This is a genomic window from Rossellomorea sp. NRS-1567, from assembly GCF_050467885.1.
GTDB classification, from domain to species: Bacteria; Bacillota; Bacilli; order Bacillales; family Bacillaceae_B; genus Rossellomorea; species Rossellomorea aquimaris_C.
Genome location: NZ_JBITPL010000018.1, coordinates 266,451 through 288,521 on the forward strand (window position 1 = coordinate 266,451; position 22,071 = coordinate 288,521).

The following is a 22,071-nucleotide window of genomic DNA, read 5'->3' on the forward strand; positions in this document are numbered from 1 at the left end:
ACATGATGGGCTTACGGGCGAAATTTGTGATTCTTGGTATGTTGCTTGTTCTTCTGGTGGGGCTCTTTATTCTGAAGCTGGTGGTTATCAGCCATGAAGATTGGGTAATGATTGAGGAAAAGTATTTTCCGGCGAATGATAGAAAAGGTGCGGAAGGAATTAAATCAGGTGAGGTTATAGATGAAAACAGCAGAGATCCGTCATGCTCTATGAAATTTGATAACGGTCATACCTATAAGCTGGATTGTGACCAATATTTAGATTTTAAAATAGGAGAGAAGGTTAAAATAGTTTCACTTGAAAATAATTATGTGAAATTAAGAAGGAAGTAAATAATACTGAGGTACATACCCTTCGCATGGTAAAATAACAGGTACTAAATGATAAAAAGGGCTGATTAGACGAATGAATAAGCGTGATCTCGTTCAATATTTTATTGTTAATAAGGAACTGAATATGTCAAAGGGGAAAACGGCAGCGCAAGTGGCACATGCTGCTACTCTTAGCACGCTGGCAATGATGTCATCTGATTCACCTTTTCAAAATCGACAAGCAGACTTTGTAGAATGGGTGCAAACAGGAATGAAAAAAATTGTTCTAAAGGGAAAAGCCGGTGAGCTGGAGAAATTAGAGGGTGATGGATATTTCAGTATTCATGATAGCGGGTTAACTGAAATTAAAGAGGGGTCTTTAACAGTAGTGGCACTTCCCCCAATGGAAAAGTTTGAAGCGAAAGATATTGTAGGGCACTTAACACTATTAAAAAACTAGAGAAGAAGAAGGAGGTATTTCATTGTTTTCTAAAATGGATACAGTACATATATGTGTAACAGATTTAAAAAAGTCTACTCAATGGTATGTAGAGGTGTTGGAGTTTGAGCAGGTTTTTGATTCAGGAAAGTATGTTGTGTTTCAAATAGGTCAAGGAGACTGTACTCTAACGGTTCAAGAGGGGGAGGTCCGTCCCTCATCCATTATGCCGATTCTCTTTTCTGATGCGCTGGAAGAGAGCCGGTTAAAGCTTGTGGAGAAGGACGTAAAGGTTGGAGAGATAAAAGAGGATGGGGGGGTTACATCTTTTGAGTTCTGGGATTTAGATGGAAATGGTTTTGAGGCTTGTCAATATATAACGTTCTAATTCGGTCTGTGTTTCAGGTACCGTGTAATGATCTCTCACCCTTGTGAAATTTAACTGGATAACTTATCCCCTGTCTGTACACTTTGAGAGTGATTACAAAAAAGCTGATCAGATTAGGTTCTGATCAGCTTTTTTAGTAAATTATTCTATAGAGAGAAGCGTTTATTTTAAAGTATCTAGATACGCATAATATGCGGCTAGTTTTTCATTGTTGTTTGCAGCCCGACCGTTACCTTTTAATGATTTACCTATCGCGAAATATTCTTTATGAACAGGCAGAACGTGAACGGTAATAGCTGGACGCCCTCTATGCCTATAATCCTGAGGAACGTGAAGCATGGAAAATCGTTTCATAGAAATGCCTCCTTTAAGGAGAAAGCTATTCTACCCATTTATTATTATTTAAGTAGAATCAATAGTTGTTAATATTAACATAATGATCGATTTGATTCAAATTTCAGATTATTAACTACAATTCATCGTGATAAAATATTTTAAAAGTACCCCCATGAATGGTATCCATCTTTCGTATTCTTTGATAAGAAGGCAAAAGGCTTGTAGCCATGCAGAGTAGACACACAACTTGGGAGGTATTTAAAGTATGAACATTGATGATGTACTAGAAGATACCGTAGAACTTGGACAAGAGGATATAAATCGCCCAATCTATCGCATTGATATTGATAAACTTCTAGATTTGACAAGTGATATGTAAGAGGGACATTACTATATAAGAGAAAAGGCCAGCCTTAATCCAGGCTGGCCTTTTCTCTTTTTGGTTTAGTCATGTCGTTTATGCTTGTTTAGTAGTTCTTTAAGAAGATTGATGATGGTTGCACGTTCGTCTTTGTTAAAGGTTTGAGTCCATCCTGAGATAAGTCTTTCTTCTTCAGGTGATAAGTCACGCTGCAAACCATCAACAAAGACTTCTGTTATTTCATCTCTTGCATATTTGGGGTTAATAGATTCATGTTTCATCAAATTACCTCCTTCATTCTCCTTTACTCTTTTCCCTTTGCTAAATTAATACAAACTTCCGAACTCTCTTGTCCCAATTTTGGTTATGTAACGAGTCGATTAAGGCAAGGATAGTAAGAAAAATCTAAGGAGAAATCAATGTCTCTGCCTTTCTTCATTTCCATATTGATCATACTGATTTATATTGTCATTTTTATGCAAAAAAAACTTTCATTCACTTCAAACTCCATACAGTTCATGGCGTTATCGATCATTTCAACGAATTACATTACGATTATGACCAATAAGCTGGAGTGGTTGAGGGCATCAGAGGATGTCACTCAATTTATCAGCTTATTGATAAACCGGGAATTCATTTTGCCATTGGTCGGGATTGTCATGGTGAATGGTTACTTGAATGACGGAAATAGAACTCATCGATTCTTATTATTTGTAAGCTTGTTATTCTTTATCAGTGTATTAGATATCCTTCACATACACTTTAAAACCCTTGAGTATCCTCAATGGAGCCTGTTAAATACAATTATCATGAATGGTACATATTTATTGATTTGTATTTGGATAGGACTAGGGCTTTATTATTTGCAGAAAAAGGAGGAGAGAGATAGTGGACAGAATCTATGAGAGGTCATTTGACTTAAACGAGTGGTTTATCATCATTAGTCTCATCGCTCTCCTTTTATTGATCTGGATCACTCCCAAAATTTTTTCATTTCTAGAAGGGTTAAGTTATTATCTTTATGGCATATCAATAGGAATGTTCTATGATCATACCATTAGCATTCCTCCATGGGATTTTTATGATGTCAATGACAGTTCCGCTTACCAGGCAATTGACTTTTTAAGTTACATCATGTATGGACCTTATAGTTATTTCTTCATATACTTATATAAAAAGCTAAAGATAAGAGGGATCATGAATCTTGCTTATTTATTGATTTGGACAGCTTTTTCTCTCTTGATGGAATGGTTCACGCTCAAAATCGGTATATTCCATTTTGATAAAGGGTATGAAATGTATTGGTCGATCCCCATATATATGGCAGTTCAAAGTATTCAACTTTTATTTCATCATAAAATAAATAGGAGTGCCTAGTGTTAAGAAATAACCAAAAAAAGAGACTGGGACAAAACTAAAAAACCACGATATAAAGACGAAAATTAGTAGTGTAGGTTCTTAATACCGCTAATGATTTCCGTGCAAGACTACGCTTTCCGCGGGTAGCGCGTGAGCCTCCTCGGCAAGCCTGCGGGGTCTCACATAAGCTACTTTTCCCGCAGGAGTCTTCGTCTTGCACTCCAATCAACCGCTGGAAAGAGCTAAAATCATATGTACCGTAAATAAATAAAAAAACCCGAACAAATCTGCCTACTAAAAAGCAGAATAGTTCGGGTTTTACTTAGACTAAAACACTTTTGTCCCAACCTCTTTTACATTATAGGGGAAGGACAACATCATATTGATTGAATCCGATGTCTTCGAGAGCTTTTTTTAAGCTTGAGCTTGTTTTTAAATCGTCGAAGGTTATACCGAGATTCCCTAAAGTATGGGCAACTTCAGGACGGATACCTGTCAATACCGACTGGACACCCATCATTTTTAAAGCATTTACAATTTGATAGATATTATGTGAAATCATCGTATCCATGATTGCTACACCGGAAATATCAATAAATAAATAGTCTAATTGTAATTCAGAGCTTTTTTTAAGTGCCGTATCCATAACTGAGCTGGATCTATGAGTATTAATTTCCCCGACAAGAGGAAGAATCGCAATTTTGTCAGCTATCGGCACGATCGGTGCTGAAAGTTCATCCATAGCAGTATGAACAAGGGCTAACTGATCATTTTGCTGCTTTATAAATAACTCATTGAAAAGATAAGCAATTTCATCGAGTAAGGGATTTATCTTTTTATTTGACTGCAGCATAATGGAGGCTGAAATTTGTTTGTCGATTTGCTCATTGAAAAAATCCCAAATGGCCGTACGGAATGTGGAAAGAGTTTTTAGAGAGTCGTTTAGGGAGATACCTCTTTCTATGGCTATTTCCCCAACTTTCTGAGACCACTCTTTTATTTTAATGAGAGAATCCTTTTGATCTTCATATAAAGATTCACCCAGTATTTGTATTAATTCAATTCTCCACTCTGTGATCTTCTCCATTTGTAAACCTGAAAACTTAAGTTGTTCAGAGTAACGTTGTTCCTGATAGTCAATTACACATTTAGCAATTTCCGATTTATGTGATACGATTTCTTGACCCAGATATAATAATTCATCTCTCATTCTTTTCAGTCAACTCCTTATACTGCTCATTTATTTAAAACTTTCAAAATAATCTCTTTTAATGGTAATATAGTATATCATAAAATCTAGTAGATTTATACTTTCTTAAAGCATGAGATAATGTACGGACATTACAAACAGCAACTTTAACAGAAGGAGTAAATGAAATGACTCATATATGTTTAGTAAGGCATGGTCAAACAGAATGGAATCTCTTGGGTAAATTACAAGGTCAAACAGATATACCATTAAATAAAACTGGAAAGCTTCAAGCAGAAGAATGCAGAGAATTTTTGAAGAAATCACAATGGGATGTTCTCATAACCACTTCTTTGATGAGAGCTAGAAAAACAACGGATATTATCAATGAATCACTGGAACTGCCAATAGTTGAAATGGATCATTTCAAGGAACGCCATTTTGGTGAGGGGGAGGGACTGTCCCGAGAAGAAAGAGAAGAGCGATATCCTGACTTTATTTTTCCTAATATGGAATCGTACGAAGAGTTGGTCGAGAGGGTGCAGGAAGGGCTGGACGATATTCATGCTCAGTTTCCCGGCAAGAAGGTACTGTTAGTTGCTCACGGTGCTGTCATCAGTGCAGTATTACGGGAGTTTCATGAGGAGGCAATACTGGGGCATGTGAAGCTATTTAACGGTTGCCTGACCAATCTCCATATGAAAAATAAACGATGGGCAGTTCATTCCTATAACGAAGTAGGTCACCTATCAGACCATTCATAAAGTTTGAGAGCAGGTAACTTTCTGGAAAGACGTTATGAATTCTATTATAATGAGAAGTGCATAAATGGATATTCATGAAACGGTGTGATTTCATTGGCAATAATTTTGTTTGATGGCATATGTAATTTTTGCAATAGTAGTGTGCGATTTATTATCGAACGTGATCCTGAAGGAATCTACCAGTTTGCTTCCTTACAAAGCGATATTGGTCAGCAATTATTGAAGAAGCACAACATTCCTTATACAACAGATAGCTTTGTATTAATTGAAGATCATAAAGCGTATGTGGAATCAACCGCTGCTTTAAAGGTGTGCTCTCATTTGACATGGCCATGGAAGTTTTTCACTACATGCATAATCGTTCCTAAGCCCTTAAGAGATAGGGTTTACAGATGGATTGCCATGAATAGATACAAATGGTTTGGAAAACAAGAGAGTTGTAAGCTGCCTTCGCAAAACATAAGAGAACGTTTTATAGAATAGAAAGACTCGAGGAAATGCCCCTCGAGTCTTTTCGTTCCTTATTCAGTTTTAATCGTTTTAACCGAAACCCTTCTTCCAGAACGTGGACCATCAAACTCACAGAGGTAGATGCCTTGCCAAGTTCCCAATAGAAGTTCCCCATTACTGACGATGATTGTTTGAGAGTGTCCGACTGTACTTGTCTTTAAATGAGCAGCCGTGTTTCCTTCTCCATGAAGGTCGAGAGTATGTTCCCAAGGGTATACCTCGTCTAATCGACGTAGAAAATCTGTTTTCACATCGGGATCCGCATTTTCATTCACCGTGATTCCGGCTGTTGTGTGTAAGGATTGAACCACGACAACGCCTTCCTTCATTTTTTCACGGTTGACGACTTCTTGGACATACGTGGTGATATCAATTATTTCATCGCGCTTTTTTGTATCGATTGTAAGAGTTTTTATCATAACAATGACCCTTTCTATGTAAGTCTCATTCCTCTACATTCCACTAAAAGGCTTTCTTAAAACCAGCCGTACTCTTTAACATATTTCACAAGTTGGTATGTTCGCAGTAAACGGGAAAACGAGTGGAATGTGGGGAGGGGTTTTACCCCATAGTGGATCAAGAATTTTTCTGAGTCTACAAATTTCTTCTGCTGATTCCATTTGAGGAAAGATATGAATGGCTCGTTTCATCGGTCTTCTCCTTTTATTCACATGATGCATTTTGATTTCCTATGAATGTGTGCCCATTACGTTCGAATGAAGCTCTGTAACACTTTCCGTCTTTTGTCCTGTATAGGGCTTCATACACTTTTTCTTTATTATCAGTGGTATGAGTTTGAATGATTCCAATGATGGTTGAGTCGGGAGATACGGTTTGTAGAGATGTTTCAATGCTAGAGTGCAAAAGGAACCGCTGATAGCCATATATTATAATAACGCAAGCAACAAGTAAGATGAACATCCAGCGGAAGCCTTCCAGTAGTAAAGTCTTATTCATTAGAGACTGCTCCTATCTTCTATACATTCTCCATAGAATAAGGGCTAATTATAGCCCTTATATGATTCAACTTAACTTTTCATATAATCTTTTAGCAAGGTTTAAAGCAGCCATGTTATCTCCATGAAGACAAATGGTATCCGCTTTAATTGATAAAACCTCACCATCTGTTGAAACTACTTCTTGTTTCTCCACCATTCGTAAGACTTGCTTTTCGACTTCATTTTCATCATGAAGTACGGCATTGGGAAGGGAACGGGGAGTTAGTGAACCATCAGATTGATAGGTTCGATCGGCAAATACTTCATGAGCAACACGCAACCCGATTTCCTCTCCTGCTTTTGTCAGCTCACTTTGAGAAAGGCCGAACAATGTTAATTTAGGGTCAAGGGCGTATACTGCTTCAGCAATCGATGCAGCCAGTTCGGAATCCTTCGCAGCCATATTATAGAGGGCACCATGAGGCTTAACATGTGACAACTTGCCTCCCTGAGCCTTGACGAAAGCGAGAAGGGCGCCAGTTTGATATTGTACAAGGGCATATGCTTCTTCAGGAGTGATATGTATCATTCTTCTTCCGAACCCTTGAAGGTCAGGTAATCCGGGGTGAGCACCAATCTTTAGATTGTGACTTAATGCATTTGTGACTGTTTGTTTCATTACGAGGGGATCTCCTGCATGGAATCCGCAAGCGATATTGACGGAGGAAACGAATTTCATCATTTCTTCATCTTGTCCAATTGTATATGTACCAAAACTTTCTCCTAAATCACAGTTTAAATCGATTATCATTTTTCCATCCTTTCATCCACTGGAATGAATTGTAACATTCTGAATTCTTATTTATCATATCATACATTTAATCAGGATGCTTTTCTGATAGAGTAGTGGAGAATTAAGGGGGAAAATGATTTTCTCATCAAATTTTAATCTTGCTCTAATGGGGTTCACCTTTTCACCCGTTACAATGAATCTTGCTTATGAATAAGGATTTATCACTCCTAAACAAAAAGAAAGTGGGGTAGCTTTCTTTTTGTTTAAATCTTTATTATGTAAGACCCATTCTAATTTCTTTTCTTTGGAGACAAAAGTTTTGCTGAAGCTTTTGTCTTCTTTTTGTCTATTTTTAAACAAAATTGGTTTTTTATTGGTTAGAATGAAGAGAAGGAGGGGTCGAATGGATCTTGTGTTTAAACAAAACCAAAACGTTTTTAATTACAGGGTAGTCGCCGTCTGGATAGAACAGGACCATATTTTATTACATAAACAAGTGGAAGACAGCTACTGGTCGTTGCCCGGTGGAAGAGTCGTCATGGGTGAAGCATCACAGGAAAGCTTAAAGAGAGAAATGAGAGAAGAACTGGGGATTGAAATACATGTAGAACAATTGATGATGGTGAACGAAAATTTCTTTCCATATAAAGAATGGGATTTCCATGAAATTGGATTTTACTATAAAGTGAAAGCTGCAGATCGGGCAATTTTTCAAAAGGACGCCTTTCATGGGCTGGAAGGGGATCTTTTATTATACAAGTGGATTCCCATTGAAGAACTTTCAGAAGTACAATTATATCCTCAAGAGGTTAAAGATATGTTATCACATCAATCAAATGAAACACTGCATATTGTGTCAAAGAAGTGATTTAAGTGGAAGGCAGAGAAGAACTTCTCCACCTTTTAGTCTATGTAGTACTACTTACTGTGTATGAGTCAGTTTCAGCTTTACTTTATGAAACAAAGATTTCAACTTTCCTTCGCTTCTTTTCGCCTTGGGGTGAGGTTCAATTACTTTTGTACGTAGAAAATAATTAATGACTTCTTCAGCCAGAATGAGAAGTGCAAAAAGAGAAGCAATCACGATTATCCAGGTCATATATATTCCTCCCTTACGATCCCTATCATGTTTATGGATATATCTACCACATTATGTATCGAAATAAACATGTCGGGATTGTAAAGGAGGATCTTTCTTTATTCTACTCAGCAGATGTGGGTGTGCAATTGAAAAAACGGAGCCTGCATTCAGCTCCGTTTTTTCATCATGGATTGAATCCTTAAGCCTTTTTAGTTGAGACAGCTTGCTGGGGAGTTTCCGGAACCTTAATGAAAAGCATTCCGACCAGGCTGGAAAATAGGCATAGAAGGATGAAAATGATAAAGGTACTCAAAGGTTCAATCAACGCTACTATAGGAGGACCTAAAGCGACACCTGTAAACCTCATTGAACTGTAAATGGAGGTAATGGTTCCACGGTGTTCCTTCTCGATTCCTTCTGTTATCAATGCATCCAAACAGGGAAGGGCTGCACCCATTCCGATACCAGCAATGGAAAATATGCTCAAGATGATCCCTAATCCTTCAGTCAAAATTAATGGAATGAAAGCGACCGAACTCAGTAGGGATCCAAATACGATGACCCACTTCATCTTGTCTTTGCTCTTTCCGATCACTTTTCCGGTTATATAGGAGGTAAGGCATAAAAAAAGGAGTGGGACTGCTAAATATAGTCCCTTCATTACTCCGTTAATTCCATAAGCCTGCTCTAAACGGGTTGATAAATAATATAAAAATCCAAATAAAGTAAACATGGAAATGATTCCGATCACAAAGATTCCGAAGATCCATCTCTTTTCCTTCCTAAGGACGATTCCCACCTCATGAACAAATTCCTTAATGGTTTGTTTCGCTACTTCTCCTTTTTTAGCAGGGGCTTTTACAAATACCATGATCAGTAGAATGGATAAAAGTGAAAATACTGGAATGGAAAAGAAGGGAATAAACCAAATCCATGCAGCAAATAATGCACCAAGTATCGGGCTTAGAACTTTGCCGAATGTATTAGATGTCTCGATTAAGCCCAATCCTTTGGTGATTTGATTATCATCCTCATACAGATCACCGACGGTAGGGATGACGACCGGGAAGGCACCGGCTGCTCCAATTCCTTGAACAACCCTTCCTACAATGACAAAATTATAGGCGTTCGAACCGTATAAGGAAGCAAATCCACAAATGAGGCCACCGATTCCTGCAATGACTAAACTGGGTATTAAAATGTTTTTCCTGCCGAAACGATCGGATAAGTAACCGGCAATCGGAATGCAGAGTATGGCTATGATGGAGTAAACGGTGATGATCAAGCTTGATTGAAATCCCGTAATGTTAAGCTCCTTTTCTAATTGAGGAAGAACAGGGATCAACATCGAATTCCCAAGTGTCATAACTAAAGGAATAGAGGATAACGCAAGTAAATCCAATTTTTTCTTACTTTCCATTTCGTGCACCTCATTCTTATTTATACAACTCTTATTTTCTTCAACAGGAGCAATTTCATACTATCTATTTATTTGATTATAATATCATTATGTAAACTTATAATTTCTTTCTTCTCTAAGTGAAAACTTACCCTTTTCTCATTCAATTTTAATGAATGTGGAGGAAAATGACGGTAATGATAAAAGGGAGGTAAGAACCATGTGGATTCGAATAATTCCTATATTATTTTTCAGTTTTACTGCCATTACATTAATGACGTATCAAGGTATTGAAATCTTTCAAGCGCTTAATGATTTTATTTTCAGCAAAAGTAAAATAAAATAAGACGTATTAGCATTCAGAGCAGGTGATTTATGTGAAAAGAATTTTAGTCATAGAAGACGAAAAAAATCTCTCCCGGTTCATTGAACTGGAACTTAAATATGAAGGATATGAAGTGGGTCTTGCCCATGATGGAAGAGGAGGGTTAGAGAAAGGTTTAAACGAGGATTGGGACATTATCTTATTGGATCTTATGCTGCCGAATTTAAACGGACTTGAGGTTTGCAGAAGAATACGTCAAGTGAAAGCTATTCCGATCCTCATGATAACGGCAAGGGATAGTGTAATGGATCGTGTATCAGGATTGGACAGCGGTGCAGATGATTATATCGTAAAGCCTTTTGCTATTGAAGAACTGTTAGCGAGATTGAGGGCCGTATTCAGACGAGCCGGAAATGAAGAAGCAGCTTCGACTCAAACAACTTATCATTACCGTGATATCACCGTTCAAAAGGAATCAAGGCAAGTATTTAAACTTGAACATGAAATCGAGGTTACGAAAAGGGAGTATGACCTTTTACTCGCATTTTTGGAAAATAAAAATATTGTTTTGACCCGTGAAGTCCTTCTCAATAAAGTGTGGGGGTATGATACCGAGGTTGAAACGAACGTAGTGGATGTTTATGTAAGATATTTACGCAATAAAATTGATTCGCCCGACGAAGATAGCTACATCCAAACTGTACGCGGTACTGGGTATGTGATGAGGACATGAATACATTCCTGAATCGTTTTAAGCCCACTTCCCTTAAAGTGAAGTGGGCATTAGCCGCTGGTTCAGCCATATTTCTTGCCTTTTTCTTATTTAGTTTTTTTCAATATCATGCAATCAGTAAGTGGATGGTGGATGAAGAAGAAAGTAATTTTGGTCGTGTGTTGGATGAAATTACGGTGTTTTTCAAACAAAGAGGACCAAATATACAGCTCCAGGACATTTATGATAGCCGGGATTTGATGAAACAAATAGCTGAAAAGGACCAGACTATACGTATTTTAGATCATCAGGGGAATCAAGTATTGGAAATACGGGGTGAAAATGAATCAGCTTTTTACGTACCATTTCATCCCGTTAGAGAGAAGTCAGTTACACTCATAGAATCTGAGGAAAATCAAATGCTCATTGGGAGATCTCCGATACGATCGAATCAATTCAATGGATATATTGAAATTATCCAGCCTTTAAATCGATATGAAAAGATCATGAAGAACCTGTTCTGGATGATGACCATCACGGGGGTATTAGCGCTCTTGATCAGTGCAATTATCGGCTATTTCATGGCTAAAAGTTTTGTACGTCCATTAAATAAGCTTTCTGAAACAATGAGATCCATTGAAAGGAAAGGATTTCACGAGAGAGTAGAGATTGTGAAGGCCCATGATGAAATAAGTGACCTATCACAAATTTTCAATAAGATGATGAGCGAAATTGAGAAATCTTTTCAGCAACAGCAACAATTTGTTGAAGATGCATCACATGAATTAAGAACGCCCATACAGGTATTAGAAGGACACCTGGCTCTTTTGAACAGGTGGGGAAAAAAAGATCCGACGATTCTGGAGGAATCTTTACAAGTGTCATTGGAAGAACTTGAAAGAGTGAAAAGGCTTATAGGGGAATTATTAGAACTTTCCAGAGCGGATCGTGAGAAATTTGACCTTCAAACCGTTCGTGCCAATCCACAAAAAGTGGTTGATAAGGTTATTAGAGACTTTAAGTTTCTACATCAAGAACACACTTTTCTGTGCTTGGATGAGTTGGATCATGAAACAATGGTGACTATTATGCCAAGGCATCTGGAACAAATTATGATCATCCTGTTAGATAATGCCGTTAAATACTCTGATACGCATTCAAACATTGAAATAAAGCTAGTGAATCGTGAAGAAGATGTGATGATCGAAGTGAAAGACGAAGGGATCGGAATCCCAGAAGAGGATCTTCCAAAGATCTTTGACCGGTTCTACCGCGTGGATAAGGCCAGAAGTCGTGAAAAAGGCGGTTATGGTTTGGGGTTAGCCATTGCATCAAAGCTCATTCAAAACTACAACGGTGAAATCTTAGCCTTAAGAAATGAACCCGCAGGTACCATTATTCGCATCTCTCTTAAGTATGCTCATTAAATGTATTCTACGAGAAAAGACGTCTCAATATTTATCAGAGACGTCTATTTCTGTATATTGCATGTCGATGCTTTTAGGTATTTTTAGCTCTAATATCCCGTCCTTGTATTGAGCCACTGCGCCTTTTTTTTTCACTAGACAAGGGAGTGTGATGACCTGTCTTTCCTCATGTCCCGGGATGTTCTCGATAATTGCCTGATTTGACGTGTGGAAAATTTTCAATTGCTTCATCCACTCCTCACTTGGAACCTGAAACCGGATGTAAATATCCTCAAAAGATTCAAAGACATTTGCAGGTATTGAATTAGAAGAAGGAGAAGCCTGGCCCCGCTGAGATTTCTCTCCTTGATTGCCCAACGGATTCATAAAGGATTGCGCCCCGCTCATCATATCATTAGGATTCATCATACCGTCCCATCCGCCCGGGAACATTTTTTTCATCATACCTTGTATATAGGAATCCATTTCTTTCGGATTCATCTGATTCATTTGCTCTTTCATGTCTTTATTGAAAGGGAATAAACTCCATGGGAACATGTGAACCACCTCGCTTTAATCTATATAGGCCATCTGCCATGATTGTTATATTGTATGCAATGCATGGGCGATGAGTTCATAGGTAGGAGAAGAATCAAAAAGTAATATAGGGTCAGCGCTGAAAATTTAAACACATAAGGCATATCTAACATTCTGAAAATCTAATAATCTATAAAAAATTATGAAAAATAACAAAAAATATTTGGTTTTTTTTAGTAACAGTAGTAAGATGGTTTATGAAAAAAGTACCCTCATATAAGGGATACAAGAAGGTGAAAGAGAAAGCGCTTAATAAAATATTATTTCAGAATAGTCGATATAGAAAAAGGTTTTCTTGTAATTTATTATGGGAATATAAGTAATAACCATATTCAAAATACGGAAAACAAAATTTTGAGAAATTTGTCATAAAGACTTTATCTTACTACTGCACAGTGATAAAATGTCCTTGTAAGCGTTTTTATGTGTTTAAAATTACTATTCTTGCATAATGAAATATGGCTTTGAAATTGTAAGAATACATGATACCCAAATTATACTAACTGGCAAAATAGTTGGAGGTTTTTCACAATGAAAAAGCAATCGGCAAAAGGGGAACCGTGGCAATCGTTTTACGGACCTAACCTAGGCTATGTAATGGAGGTTTATGAACAATTCCTGGAGGATCCGACAGACGTAGATCCTGAATTGAAAGAATTATTCGAACAATGGGGCCCTCCTACAGCTGAAGACGTACAAGTAATCGCAAGTGCCCAGCATGGGGATACATCATTCACGCTGCCGGCACAACCGACTGCGTTAAGTAAAATGGTAGCTGCAGTCAAGTTAGCAGATAATATTCGTACATATGGTCATTTAGCTGCGGATATTAATCCCCTTAATGACCGAAATAGAGACACAAGAAGAATTGAACTATCTGAGTTTAATTTATCTGAAGAAGATTTAAAGCAGATTCCTGTTGATTTCTTATGCCCGAATGCACCTTCACACATAAAGGATGGCATGCAGGCAATTAATCATTTAAGACAGGTCTACACTAAGAAACTGGCATTTGAATATGCTCATGTTCATGAGCTTGAAGAAAAGAATTGGTTAAGAGAAAAGATTGAATCAGAATCCTATTTCACTCCTCTTTCTAAGGAAAAGAAACTGGCGTTATTAAAACGGCTTGCCGAAGTGGATGGATTTGAAAAATATATTCACCGTACATTTGTTGGTCAGAAGCGTTTCTCCATAGAAGGACTGGATTCTATGGTGCCTTTACTGGACGAAATGGTCCGTTATTCAGTCGAATCAGGTGCTAAAACAGTCAATATCGGCATGGCACACCGAGGGCGCTTAAACGTGTTGGCCCATGTTATTGGTAAACCTTATGAAATGATCTTTGCTGAATTCCAACATGCCCCAAGCAAGGATCTGATTCCTTCAGAAGGATCAATTGGGATTACATACGGATGGACAGGTGATGTTAAGTATCATTTAGGTGCTGATCGCGAAATCTCACCTCTACAGTCGTCAACAGCGAGAGCACGTGTAACCCTGGCGAATAACCCAAGCCACCTAGAGGTTGTGAGCCCGATTGTGGCTGGTTACACACGTGCTGCACAAGAAGTTCGTGAAGATAAGGGTTATCCAGAGCAGTCACCGGAATCTTCCTATGCCATCATGATTCACGGAGATGCTGCCTTCCCTGGACAAGGTGTTGTCGCTGAAACATTAAATATGAGTCAATTACGTGGATATAACACGGGTGGATCCATTCACCTGATTGCGAACAATATGATCGGTTTCACGACTGAAAGCCGTGATTCCCGCTCAACGAAATATGCATCTGATACTGCAAAAGGCTTTGAAGTTCCGATTGTCCATGTCAATGCAGATGATCCGGAAGCTTGTCTTGCTGCAGCGGTGCTCGCCTATGAATATCGTAAAACATTTGGAAAAGACTTTGTCATTGATTTGATCGGCTACCGCCGTTTTGGTCATAACGAAATGGATGAACCGATGGTGACGAATCCATTAATGTACTCAGTCATTCAAAACCATCCAAATGTTAAGAAACTATATGCTGAAAAATTGATATCAGAAGGAATCGTCACAGAAGCAGATGTAGAGAAAATGGATACCGACATCGAAGAAGAATTAAAAACGGCATACGATAAGGTACCGGCTAAAGACGATGATCCCGATACCGTTCTTGCTCCACCTGAGTACGTAGCAAATGGCTTACCGGAAATTAATACGAGTGTTGATTTTAATAAGCTTGAAGGTTTAAACGATGAACTGCTTCAATGGCCGGATGGCTTTAATGTGTTCAAGAAATTGGATCGCATTTTAAAACGACGCAGCCAGGTTTTTGAAGGAAAAGGAAAAATTGACTGGGCCCATGCCGAGACGTTGGCGTTTGCTTCTATCTTGAAGGATGGTACGCCGATTCGATTAACGGGACAGGATTCCGAGCGTGGTACTTTTGCTCAACGCCACCTGGTTCTTCATGATGAAAAATCCGGAGAAGAATACATTCCTTTACACAATATAAAGGACAGTCATGCTTCGTTTGTTGTTCTTAATAGTCCTCTTACTGAAACAGCTGTTGTTGGATATGAGTATGGGTACAATGTGTTTGCACCAGAGACGTTGGTTCTTTGGGAGGCACAATTTGGTGATTTCTCCAATATGGCACAGGTGATGTTCGATCAATTCATTTCAGCTGGCCGTGCAAAATGGGGTCAAAAAACCGGCCTGGTTATGCTGTTACCGCATGGATACGAAGGTCAAGGTCCAGAACATTCAAGTGCCCGCTTAGAACGATTCCTGCAACTGGGTGGAGAATATAACTGGACGGTTGCCAACTGTTCTACAGCTGGTCAATACTTCCATATTCTTAGACGTCAAGCTGCCATTTTACAAAAAGAAGAAGTAAGACCACTTGTAATCATGACACCGAAAAGCTTGCTCCGAAATCAATTTGCAGCTGTCACAGCTGAGGAATTAGCCCATGGAGAATTCCATTCAGTCCTTGAGCAAAAGGGTCTTGGTGAGAACCTTGAGGCTGTTGAACGGGTTGTATTATGCAGCGGGAAAATTGCGATTGATTTAGAAGAGAAGCTTCAAAATATCGATGATAAAGATTGGTTACACATTCTTAGAGTAGAAGAAATTTATCCTTTCCCTAAAGGTGATATATCAGCCATTCTGGAAAGATATTCAAACCTTAAAGAAATTGTATGGATTCAAGAAGAACCTAAGAATATGGGAGCATGGACATTTGCAGAATCACGACTCCGTGACATTGCTCCTGAGGGTGTTGAGGTGCATTATGTCGGTCGTCGCAGACGTTCCAGTCCATCAGAAGGTGAACCAACAGTACACAAAAAAGAACAATCACGAATTATTAACGAAGCGTTAACTCGATAAGAAAGAGGAGGACATCACAGTGGCAGAAATTAAAGTTCCAGAATTAGCAGAATCAATTACAGAAGGTACAATCGCCCAATGGTTGAAACAGCCAGGGGATTATGTGGAAAAGGGCGAATACATCGTTGAGCTGGAAACAGATAAAGTGAATGTTGAAGTCATTTCTGAAGAAGCAGGTACGATTCAAGAACTTAAAGCTGATGAAGGCGATACAGTTGAAGTCGGTCAGGTTATTGCCATTGTTGGTGCAGGTGGAGAAGCTCCAGCCACTTCTGATACAAAAGAAGAAGCACCTGCTCCTAAACAGGAAGAGAAGAAAGAAGAGGCAACGGAAGAAGCACCAGTGAAAGAGGACAAAAAGAATCGTCCAATCGCTTCTCCTGCGGCTCGTAAGTTGGCACGTGAAAAAGGTATCGATCTTTCCGATGTGCCAACAGATCCTCTAGGCCGTGTTCGTAAGCAGGACATTGAAGCCTATAGCAGTAAGCCGGCTGAAGCACCATCTAAACCTTCTGTTCAAGAGAAGAAGGCACCTGCGAAAAAAGATGATGGAAAGCCGGTTGTTCGTGAGAAGATGTCACGCCGTCGTCAAACGATTGCGAAACGCTTAGTAGAGGTTCAGCAAACAGCTGCCATGCTTACAACGTTTAATGAGATTGATATGAGTAAAGTAATGGAGCTACGTAAACGTAAAAAGGATAAATTCTTTGATGACCACGATGTAAGACTTGGTTTCATGAGTTTCTTTACAAAAGCAGTTGTAGCAGCTCTTAAAAAGTTCCCATACGTGAACGCAGAAATCGATGGGGATGAAGTTGTCCTTAAGAAATTTTATGACGTTGGGGTAGCCGTATCTACGGATGATGGATTGGTAGTACCTGTTGTACGCGATTGTGAACGCAAAAACTTTGCAGAAATCGAAGGGGAAATTATGGAACTGGCTACTAAGGCCAGAAACAACAAATTATCTCTTGGGGATCTGCAAGGTGGTTCATTCACGATTACAAATGGTGGGGTATTCGGTTCATTACTATCAACTCCAATCTTAAACGGACCGCAAGTTGGGATTTTAGGAATGCATAAAATTCAGCTTCGCCCAGTGGCCATTGATAAAGATACAATGGAAAATCGCCCTATGATGTATATTGCTTTATCGTATGATCATAGAATTATTGATGGGAAAGAAGCAGTTGGATTCCTGGCAATGGTGAAAGATTTACTTGAGAATCCAGAAGACTTACTACTTGAAGGCTAAGTAGTCCTGATTGAATAAGAATAGATGAATGTTTGGCTGATTCATACATCCATTAGTGGATGATGGATCAGCTTTTTTTTCACGTTTTTTTACTAAGAGAATAAAATATGGATAACTAAAATAAAGTTTACCGAAGGAAACTCTCGGACATGAATAAGGTGGGAGGATGTAATGATGAAGAACTTCAATTCAAAAAAAGTGATTCAGTATTCATATCTATTTCATAAGATGGGGCTATTGGATAGTAAGCAATTCAAACAAATTGAGGAATACCATGGATCCAAGTGTAAGAAGCATAGTTAACGTCTGTTTCAAAAATTGAAAAAAGACAGACTCAAGTGAAGATGAGTCTGTCGTAAAAATTGCATCTCAGGGGGTGAGATATAAGCTAGTATTCTTTTTTAATTTTCATTGTTAAGATTTCCTAAAAGGCTTCAATCCTCGGTTACGAATTTCTTTCTTAAGAAGCAAAATCCAGTCTTGATCATTCCCTTGTTTCTCAGCATCACGATAAGCTGCCACCAACTGTTCATTACTTAAGATTTTCATGACCAACCTCCCAGGAATGTATAAAATATAGAATTTTCTATATTTTCTATTTATTCTACATAGAAAACACTCATTTGAAAAGGTTTTTTTATAAATTACGTCTAAAGTAGTATTTTTAGTTATTATGTAGAAAAAGGTTTAGAGAAGACGTTTTTTGTCTATATAAAAAAGTTGGACTCATCGAGGTAATGTAGAAACTTGTCATCTAACTCCTATCGATAGCTATTCACCTTAGTTTCATAAAAGACAAAAGAAAATCACGATTAATTAGTTTGAAAATTTTAATTTTTGTGATAATATTACACGCATAAGGAACTGAAATTTTAACCTCTTTGACTACCTATACTGTAAGGTTCCAGGCTTAACATGAACACACATAAAGGGGGATATCCATTTGTCGGAGATAATACAAGCAACTGTAGGTGAATTACTCGAAGAAAAAGCTCGTATACAGCCTGAGGTTGAAGCGGTCGTTTACGCAGACAGAGGATTAAGATGGTCTTATCATGAATTTAATCAACAGTGCAGGCAAGCTGCAAAAGGGTTTATGAATCTTGGGATCGATAAAGGAGATCATATCGCGATATGGGCTTCTAACACTCCTGAGTGGTTAGTAAGTCAGTTCTCGACGGGCAAAATGGGAGCTGTACTGGTAACCGTAAATACTAATTATCGTACTGCTGAATTAGAATATTTATTAAAGCAATCTGACAGTAAAACGATTATTTTGATGGAAGAGTTCAGAGGGGCTTCCTATATAGACATGTTGTACGAAATATGTCCTGAATTGAAAACGTCTAAACCCGGAGAATTGGAGAGTTCAAAACTTCCTTATTTAAAGAATGTAATTGTCTTAGGGGAGAAAGCATATCCAGGTACATATAGCTGGCAGGATATTATGGATAGAGGAAATGATGTTGAGGAAGGTAAGTTGGATGAAAGACTTTCGAGCCTGTCCCCCAATGATGCCATCAACATGCAATACACGTCAGGCACGACAGGATTTCCTAAAGGAGTCATGCTTACTCACTCTAATATCGTAAATAATGGATATAATATTGCCGGGTGCATGAGATTGACGAACGAAGACCGTTTATGTATTCCTGTTCCATTCTTCCATTGTTTCGGATGTGTATTGGGTACACTTGCATGTGTATCGGTTGGGGCTACTATGGTTCCATTACAGGAATTCGATCCGAAACAGGTTCTCCAAACGGTGCAGGATGAAAAATGTACTGGCCTTCACGGGGTGCCAACCATGTTTATTTCCGAGTTAAACCTTCCAGACTTTGATCAATACGATCTTTCCCATTTGCGTACTGGAATTATGGCCGGAAGTAACTGTCCGATCGAAGTAATGAAGGGCGTCATGGATAAAATGGGGGCAGATGAGATAACCATTGCCTACGGTCAGACAGAATCTTCACCTGTCATTACTCAGACACGTACCCATGACCCGATTGAATTAAAGGTAGAAACGGTTGGAAAAGCCTTGCCAAATGTAGAGGTGAAGATTGTGGAGCCTGGATCGAATCGGGAACTCCCCCATGGGGTACAGGGAGAGCTGTGTACTCGTGGGTATCACGTCATGAAGGGGTACTACAAGAATGAAGAGGCTACCAGGTTAGCCATAGATTCTGAGGGTTGGCTGCATACTGGAGACTTAGCGGTCATGGATGAACACGGCTACTGTAGAATTACAGGAAGATTAAAAGACATGATCATTCGAGGCGGTGAGAATATTTATCCGAGAGAAATTGAAGAATTTCTTTATTCCCATCCAAAGGTATTAGATGTTCAAGTCATTGGAATCCCTGATGAAGTCTATGGTGAAGAAGTTATGGCCTGGATTATTTTGAAGGAAGGTCTAACCGCAACACCAGAAGAGATTAGAGAATATTGTACAGGGAAGATATCCCGTCATAAAATTCCAAGGTATATCGAGTTTACTGATTCCTACCCAATGACAGCTTCAGGGAAAATTCAGAAGTTTCGTTTAAGAGAGCAGGCGAAAGAAGTAGCCCTGCCTAAAAGTAATTAACAATTTGAAAACGCTTCCTTAAAAAAGGGCATTCCCAATTCATCGGGAATGTCCTTTTCATACGGATATAAAAGTATAATAGGAGTAGTAGATAACTGAAACTTCAGAGACTATTTGCTAAAATAAAGGAAAGCCTTATGAAATGATTAACGATAATATAATTATGTAAACAACAGGAAGGGGATTATCTGTGTACGTTTTTGTTTATGGGACATTAAGAAAACACGAAAGCAATCATTTTTTATTAAAGGAAGCCATATTGATGAGGGAACAAGCTTGGGTGGAAGGTGTTCTTTACGATACAAAAAGAGGATACCCCGCACTAAAAGAAGGCAATGGGACCACTTATGGCGAATTATATAAAATCGACTCCAGTATATTATCACCGTTGGATGAGTTGGAGGATTTCATCGAAGAACGTGAAGACAACCTTTATATACGAAAGCTTAAACTGGTTCACACAGATAATGGACCGCAGGAAGCTTTTGTGTATTATTCTGAAAACGAAGAATTGTTCCAGGAAGAAATTCATTCAGGAGATTGGAAAGTACATCAGTTTCTAAATGACAAGCCTGATAGAATACTTTATTTTGCGTATGGTTCGTGCATGGATGATGAGCGTTTTAAATTAGCGCATGTAGATCACCATTTCAAAAACTGTCTTGGTGGAGGAGTTCTGGAAGGATATTCTATGAAGTATCTCTTTAAAGTACATGATGGTGGCCGGGGCGACATCATTGAGGATGGAGGTACAATGGAAGGGGTAGTATATGATCTCCCTCAACAAGCAGTAGAATACTTGTTCACGAGAGAAGGGGTTGCCCCTGGATGGTATAGAGCAGCTTTCATCGACGTACGGATTGGCAGGAAGCTTTACAAGGACGTATTGACCTTTATTGTGAAAGGTAAGTGTCAGGAAACCTGCCCCCCAGATCATTATGCTAAAGAGATTCTACGTGGCAGTCGGCCACATGTAAGCAAGTCCTATCATGAGAAGTTACAGCAACAATTAGTTGGAATAGGGATGACAGAAGATCAGGTGCAGAATCTGCTTAACAATGAGGAATAGATATACGAATGAGTTCGGGGAGGTTAAGTCTTGAAGGTAAGTGATGATCTATTATTCACTGCAATAGAATCACATCACTGGGACTATCCAGATCGATTGATACCGAGTGAAGTGGATAGTTTACACAGTGAAGGAATCGTTGCAATCAAAAATAAACAGTTGAAAAATGTCTTTGCTAATAAGGTACCTAAATTCATTGTGAATAATATGGATGAACTTCATGAAAAGTGGAAGGTGATTGAAGGATTTTATGGAAAAGAATCCTTTAGTATGTGGATCAGGGAGCCACTTATCGATCAGGAAGAGCAATTCCTCCAATCACATGATGGTATGATGGAAGAGCGTTATGAGGGGCTGGTATTTGATCTGAATCAGAGTCATTTCATCCCTTCACCTTCTCATAGAGTCATTACAGTTGAAAGTGACCTTCACATCCATGATCTTGTTGAAATCAGTTCCTCCATATGGGGATATCGTGAAGAAGACAAGCCGGTCATATTTAAACAAAGAAAAGAGTTTATGAGCAAATGGGGAACGGATGGTGGGTTCACATTAGCTTACAATAAGGAGGGGCATCCCGTTGGATACGGAAATTATCGGTTCAGCCGTGATGATGAATTCCTTTACCTCAATGGAGGAGGGGTGCTCCAAGAAGCAAGGCATGAAGGAGTATATTCTTCATTAGTGGCCCATCGATTGGAAATGGCAAAACGTGCGCAATGTCGGTTTGTTACCTGTCAGGCCAGAGTCGGCCACTCTGCTCCCATTCTCAAGAGGTTAGGGTTCCAAGCGTTTTCAACCTATCAATATTGGGTAGTAAATAGAAAGGCGCGATAAGCACGAAAAAATAGCCGCTTTGTGTGAAATGGGG

At 38.7% G+C, this 22,071-nt stretch carries 26 protein-coding genes; 16 read left to right on the plus strand and 10 right to left on the minus strand.

Annotated features, from left to right (window positions below; all coding sequences use genetic code 11):
• The first annotated feature begins 5 nt into the window (after positions 1-5).
• From ACIFOD_RS14880 to ACIFOD_RS14890, 3 genes are all read left to right on the plus strand, one after another.
• Positions 6-332 carry a hypothetical protein gene (locus ACIFOD_RS14880; RefSeq protein WP_430315266.1) on the plus strand — a complete coding sequence of 109 codons (327 nt, stop codon included), beginning with the start codon at positions 6-8 and terminating at the stop codon, positions 330-332.
• 73 nt (positions 333-405) lie between these two features.
• Complete coding sequence (locus tag ACIFOD_RS14885; RefSeq protein ID WP_430315267.1) at positions 406-771, plus strand: aminoacyl-tRNA hydrolase; 366 nt, start codon at positions 406-408, stop codon at positions 769-771.
• 22 nt (positions 772-793) lie between these two features.
• Positions 794-1,138 carry a VOC family protein gene (locus tag ACIFOD_RS14890; RefSeq protein ID WP_430315268.1) on the plus strand — a complete coding sequence of 115 codons (345 nt, stop codon included), beginning with the start codon at positions 794-796 and terminating at the stop codon, positions 1,136-1,138.
• Positions 1,139-1,300: 162 nt separating this feature from the next.
• Here the strand turns inward: ACIFOD_RS14890 and ACIFOD_RS14895 are convergent, their stop codons facing one another.
• Entirely contained in the window at positions 1,301-1,492 is a 192-nt protein-coding gene (locus tag ACIFOD_RS14895) for a hypothetical protein (RefSeq protein WP_113970993.1), read from the minus strand.
• 426 nt (positions 1,493-1,918) lie between these two features.
• Entirely contained in the window at positions 1,919-2,116 is a 198-nt protein-coding gene (locus tag ACIFOD_RS14900; protein WP_430315269.1) for a hypothetical protein, read from the minus strand.
• Positions 2,117-2,254: 138 nt separating this feature from the next.
• Between ACIFOD_RS14900 and ACIFOD_RS14905 the strand changes: the two genes are divergently transcribed.
• Together ACIFOD_RS14905 and ACIFOD_RS14910 are read left to right on the plus strand one after the other, a co-directional pair.
• Complete coding sequence (locus tag ACIFOD_RS14905; RefSeq protein ID WP_430315270.1) at positions 2,255-2,740, plus strand: hypothetical protein; 486 nt, start codon at positions 2,255-2,257, stop codon at positions 2,738-2,740.
• Positions 2,724-3,212, plus strand: a complete 489-nt coding sequence (locus ACIFOD_RS14910; protein WP_430315271.1) for a hypothetical protein — start codon at positions 2,724-2,726, stop codon at positions 3,210-3,212. The genes ACIFOD_RS14905 and ACIFOD_RS14910 overlap by 17 nt, the downstream gene beginning before the upstream one ends.
• A gap of 340 nt (positions 3,213-3,552) precedes the next feature.
• Here ACIFOD_RS14910 and ACIFOD_RS14915 read toward each other — a convergent pair whose 3' ends face one another.
• On the minus strand, positions 3,553-4,404 hold the full coding sequence (locus ACIFOD_RS14915) for an STAS domain-containing protein (RefSeq protein ID WP_430315272.1): 852 nt from the start codon (positions 4,402-4,404) through the stop codon (positions 3,553-3,555).
• 167 nt (positions 4,405-4,571) lie between these two features.
• Here ACIFOD_RS14915 and ACIFOD_RS14920 point away from each other — a divergent pair, with 167 nt between their 5' ends.
• Together ACIFOD_RS14920 and ACIFOD_RS14925 are read left to right on the plus strand one after the other, a co-directional pair.
• A complete protein-coding gene (locus tag ACIFOD_RS14920) occupies positions 4,572-5,147 on the plus strand; it encodes a histidine phosphatase family protein (protein WP_430315273.1) in 576 nt (191 codons plus the stop codon).
• Positions 5,148-5,240: 93 nt separating this feature from the next.
• Positions 5,241-5,630, plus strand: a complete 390-nt coding sequence (locus ACIFOD_RS14925; protein WP_397554069.1) for a thiol-disulfide oxidoreductase DCC family protein — start codon at positions 5,241-5,243, stop codon at positions 5,628-5,630.
• A gap of 38 nt (positions 5,631-5,668) precedes the next feature.
• Here the strand turns inward: ACIFOD_RS14925 and ACIFOD_RS14930 are convergent, their stop codons facing one another.
• From ACIFOD_RS14930 to ACIFOD_RS14940, 3 genes are all read right to left on the minus strand, one after another.
• A complete protein-coding gene (locus tag ACIFOD_RS14930; protein ID WP_430315274.1) occupies positions 5,669-6,076 on the minus strand; it encodes a secondary thiamine-phosphate synthase enzyme YjbQ in 408 nt (135 codons plus the stop codon).
• A gap of 244 nt (positions 6,077-6,320) precedes the next feature.
• On the minus strand, positions 6,321-6,614 hold the full coding sequence (locus ACIFOD_RS14935) for a hypothetical protein (protein WP_430315275.1): 294 nt from the start codon (positions 6,612-6,614) through the stop codon (positions 6,321-6,323).
• Positions 6,615-6,680: 66 nt separating this feature from the next.
• The gene (locus ACIFOD_RS14940; protein WP_430315276.1) at positions 6,681-7,406 is read right to left on the minus strand and encodes a LamB/YcsF family protein; all 726 of its coding nucleotides are present in this window, start codon (positions 7,404-7,406) and stop codon (positions 6,681-6,683) included.
• Between the two features lie 385 nt (positions 7,407-7,791).
• Here ACIFOD_RS14940 and ACIFOD_RS14945 point away from each other — a divergent pair, with 385 nt between their 5' ends.
• A complete protein-coding gene (locus ACIFOD_RS14945) occupies positions 7,792-8,256 on the plus strand; it encodes an NUDIX hydrolase (protein WP_430315277.1) in 465 nt (154 codons plus the stop codon).
• 54 nt (positions 8,257-8,310) lie between these two features.
• Here ACIFOD_RS14945 and ACIFOD_RS14950 read toward each other — a convergent pair whose 3' ends face one another.
• Together ACIFOD_RS14950 and ACIFOD_RS14955 are read right to left on the minus strand one after the other, a co-directional pair.
• Positions 8,311-8,487 (minus strand): hypothetical protein, encoded by a 177-nt coding sequence (locus ACIFOD_RS14950; RefSeq protein WP_430315278.1) that lies wholly within the window; start codon positions 8,485-8,487, stop codon positions 8,311-8,313.
• A 181-nt stretch (positions 8,488-8,668) separates the two neighbouring features.
• Entirely contained in the window at positions 8,669-9,889 is a 1,221-nt protein-coding gene (locus tag ACIFOD_RS14955) for an MFS transporter (RefSeq protein ID WP_430315279.1), read from the minus strand.
• 356 nt (positions 9,890-10,245) lie between these two features.
• Between ACIFOD_RS14955 and ACIFOD_RS14960 the strand changes: the two genes are divergently transcribed.
• Together ACIFOD_RS14960 and ACIFOD_RS14965 are read left to right on the plus strand one after the other, a co-directional pair.
• On the plus strand, positions 10,246-10,926 hold the full coding sequence (locus ACIFOD_RS14960) for a response regulator transcription factor (RefSeq protein ID WP_428974425.1): 681 nt from the start codon (positions 10,246-10,248) through the stop codon (positions 10,924-10,926).
• Positions 10,923-12,332 (plus strand): HAMP domain-containing sensor histidine kinase, encoded by a 1,410-nt coding sequence (locus tag ACIFOD_RS14965; protein WP_430315280.1) that lies wholly within the window; start codon positions 10,923-10,925, stop codon positions 12,330-12,332. Before ACIFOD_RS14960 ends, ACIFOD_RS14965 begins: the two co-directional genes overlap by 4 nt.
• 24 nt (positions 12,333-12,356) lie before the next feature.
• Here ACIFOD_RS14965 and ACIFOD_RS14970 read toward each other — a convergent pair whose 3' ends face one another.
• Entirely contained in the window at positions 12,357-12,869 is a 513-nt protein-coding gene (locus ACIFOD_RS14970; RefSeq protein WP_397551192.1) for an Hsp20/alpha crystallin family protein, read from the minus strand.
• Between the two features lie 570 nt (positions 12,870-13,439).
• Between ACIFOD_RS14970 and ACIFOD_RS14975 the strand changes: the two genes are divergently transcribed.
• The 3 genes from ACIFOD_RS14975 (at position 13,440) to ACIFOD_RS14985 (ending at position 17,844) form a co-directional block, all read left to right on the plus strand.
• The gene (locus ACIFOD_RS14975; RefSeq protein WP_430315281.1) at positions 13,440-16,286 is read left to right on the plus strand and encodes a 2-oxoglutarate dehydrogenase E1 component; all 2,847 of its coding nucleotides are present in this window, start codon (positions 13,440-13,442) and stop codon (positions 16,284-16,286) included.
• A gap of 19 nt (positions 16,287-16,305) precedes the next feature.
• Positions 16,306-17,541 (plus strand): 2-oxoglutarate dehydrogenase complex dihydrolipoyllysine-residue succinyltransferase, encoded by a 1,236-nt coding sequence (gene odhB / locus ACIFOD_RS14980; RefSeq protein WP_397551194.1) that lies wholly within the window; start codon positions 16,306-16,308, stop codon positions 17,539-17,541.
• A 174-nt stretch (positions 17,542-17,715) separates the two neighbouring features.
• Positions 17,716-17,844, plus strand: a complete 129-nt coding sequence (locus ACIFOD_RS14985; protein WP_430315282.1) for a hypothetical protein — start codon at positions 17,716-17,718, stop codon at positions 17,842-17,844.
• Positions 17,845-17,955: 111 nt separating this feature from the next.
• On the opposite strand, the gene sda is transcribed toward ACIFOD_RS14985, so the two are convergent.
• Complete coding sequence (gene sda / locus ACIFOD_RS14990; RefSeq protein ID WP_044336757.1) at positions 17,956-18,090, minus strand: sporulation histidine kinase inhibitor Sda; 135 nt, start codon at positions 18,088-18,090, stop codon at positions 17,956-17,958.
• 403 nt (positions 18,091-18,493) lie between these two features.
• On the opposite strand from sda, the gene ACIFOD_RS14995 reads away from it, so the two are divergent.
• The 3 genes from ACIFOD_RS14995 (at position 18,494) to ACIFOD_RS15005 (ending at position 22,037) form a co-directional block, all read left to right on the plus strand.
• Complete coding sequence (locus tag ACIFOD_RS14995; protein ID WP_430315298.1) at positions 18,494-20,131, plus strand: AMP-binding protein; 1,638 nt, start codon at positions 18,494-18,496, stop codon at positions 20,129-20,131.
• A 190-nt stretch (positions 20,132-20,321) separates the two neighbouring features.
• Complete coding sequence (locus ACIFOD_RS15000; RefSeq protein WP_430315283.1) at positions 20,322-21,200, plus strand: gamma-glutamylcyclotransferase; 879 nt, start codon at positions 20,322-20,324, stop codon at positions 21,198-21,200.
• A 30-nt stretch (positions 21,201-21,230) separates the two neighbouring features.
• Positions 21,231-22,037 (plus strand): GNAT family N-acetyltransferase, encoded by an 807-nt coding sequence (locus ACIFOD_RS15005; RefSeq protein ID WP_430315284.1) that lies wholly within the window; start codon positions 21,231-21,233, stop codon positions 22,035-22,037.
• Positions 22,038-22,071 lie beyond the last annotated feature (34 nt).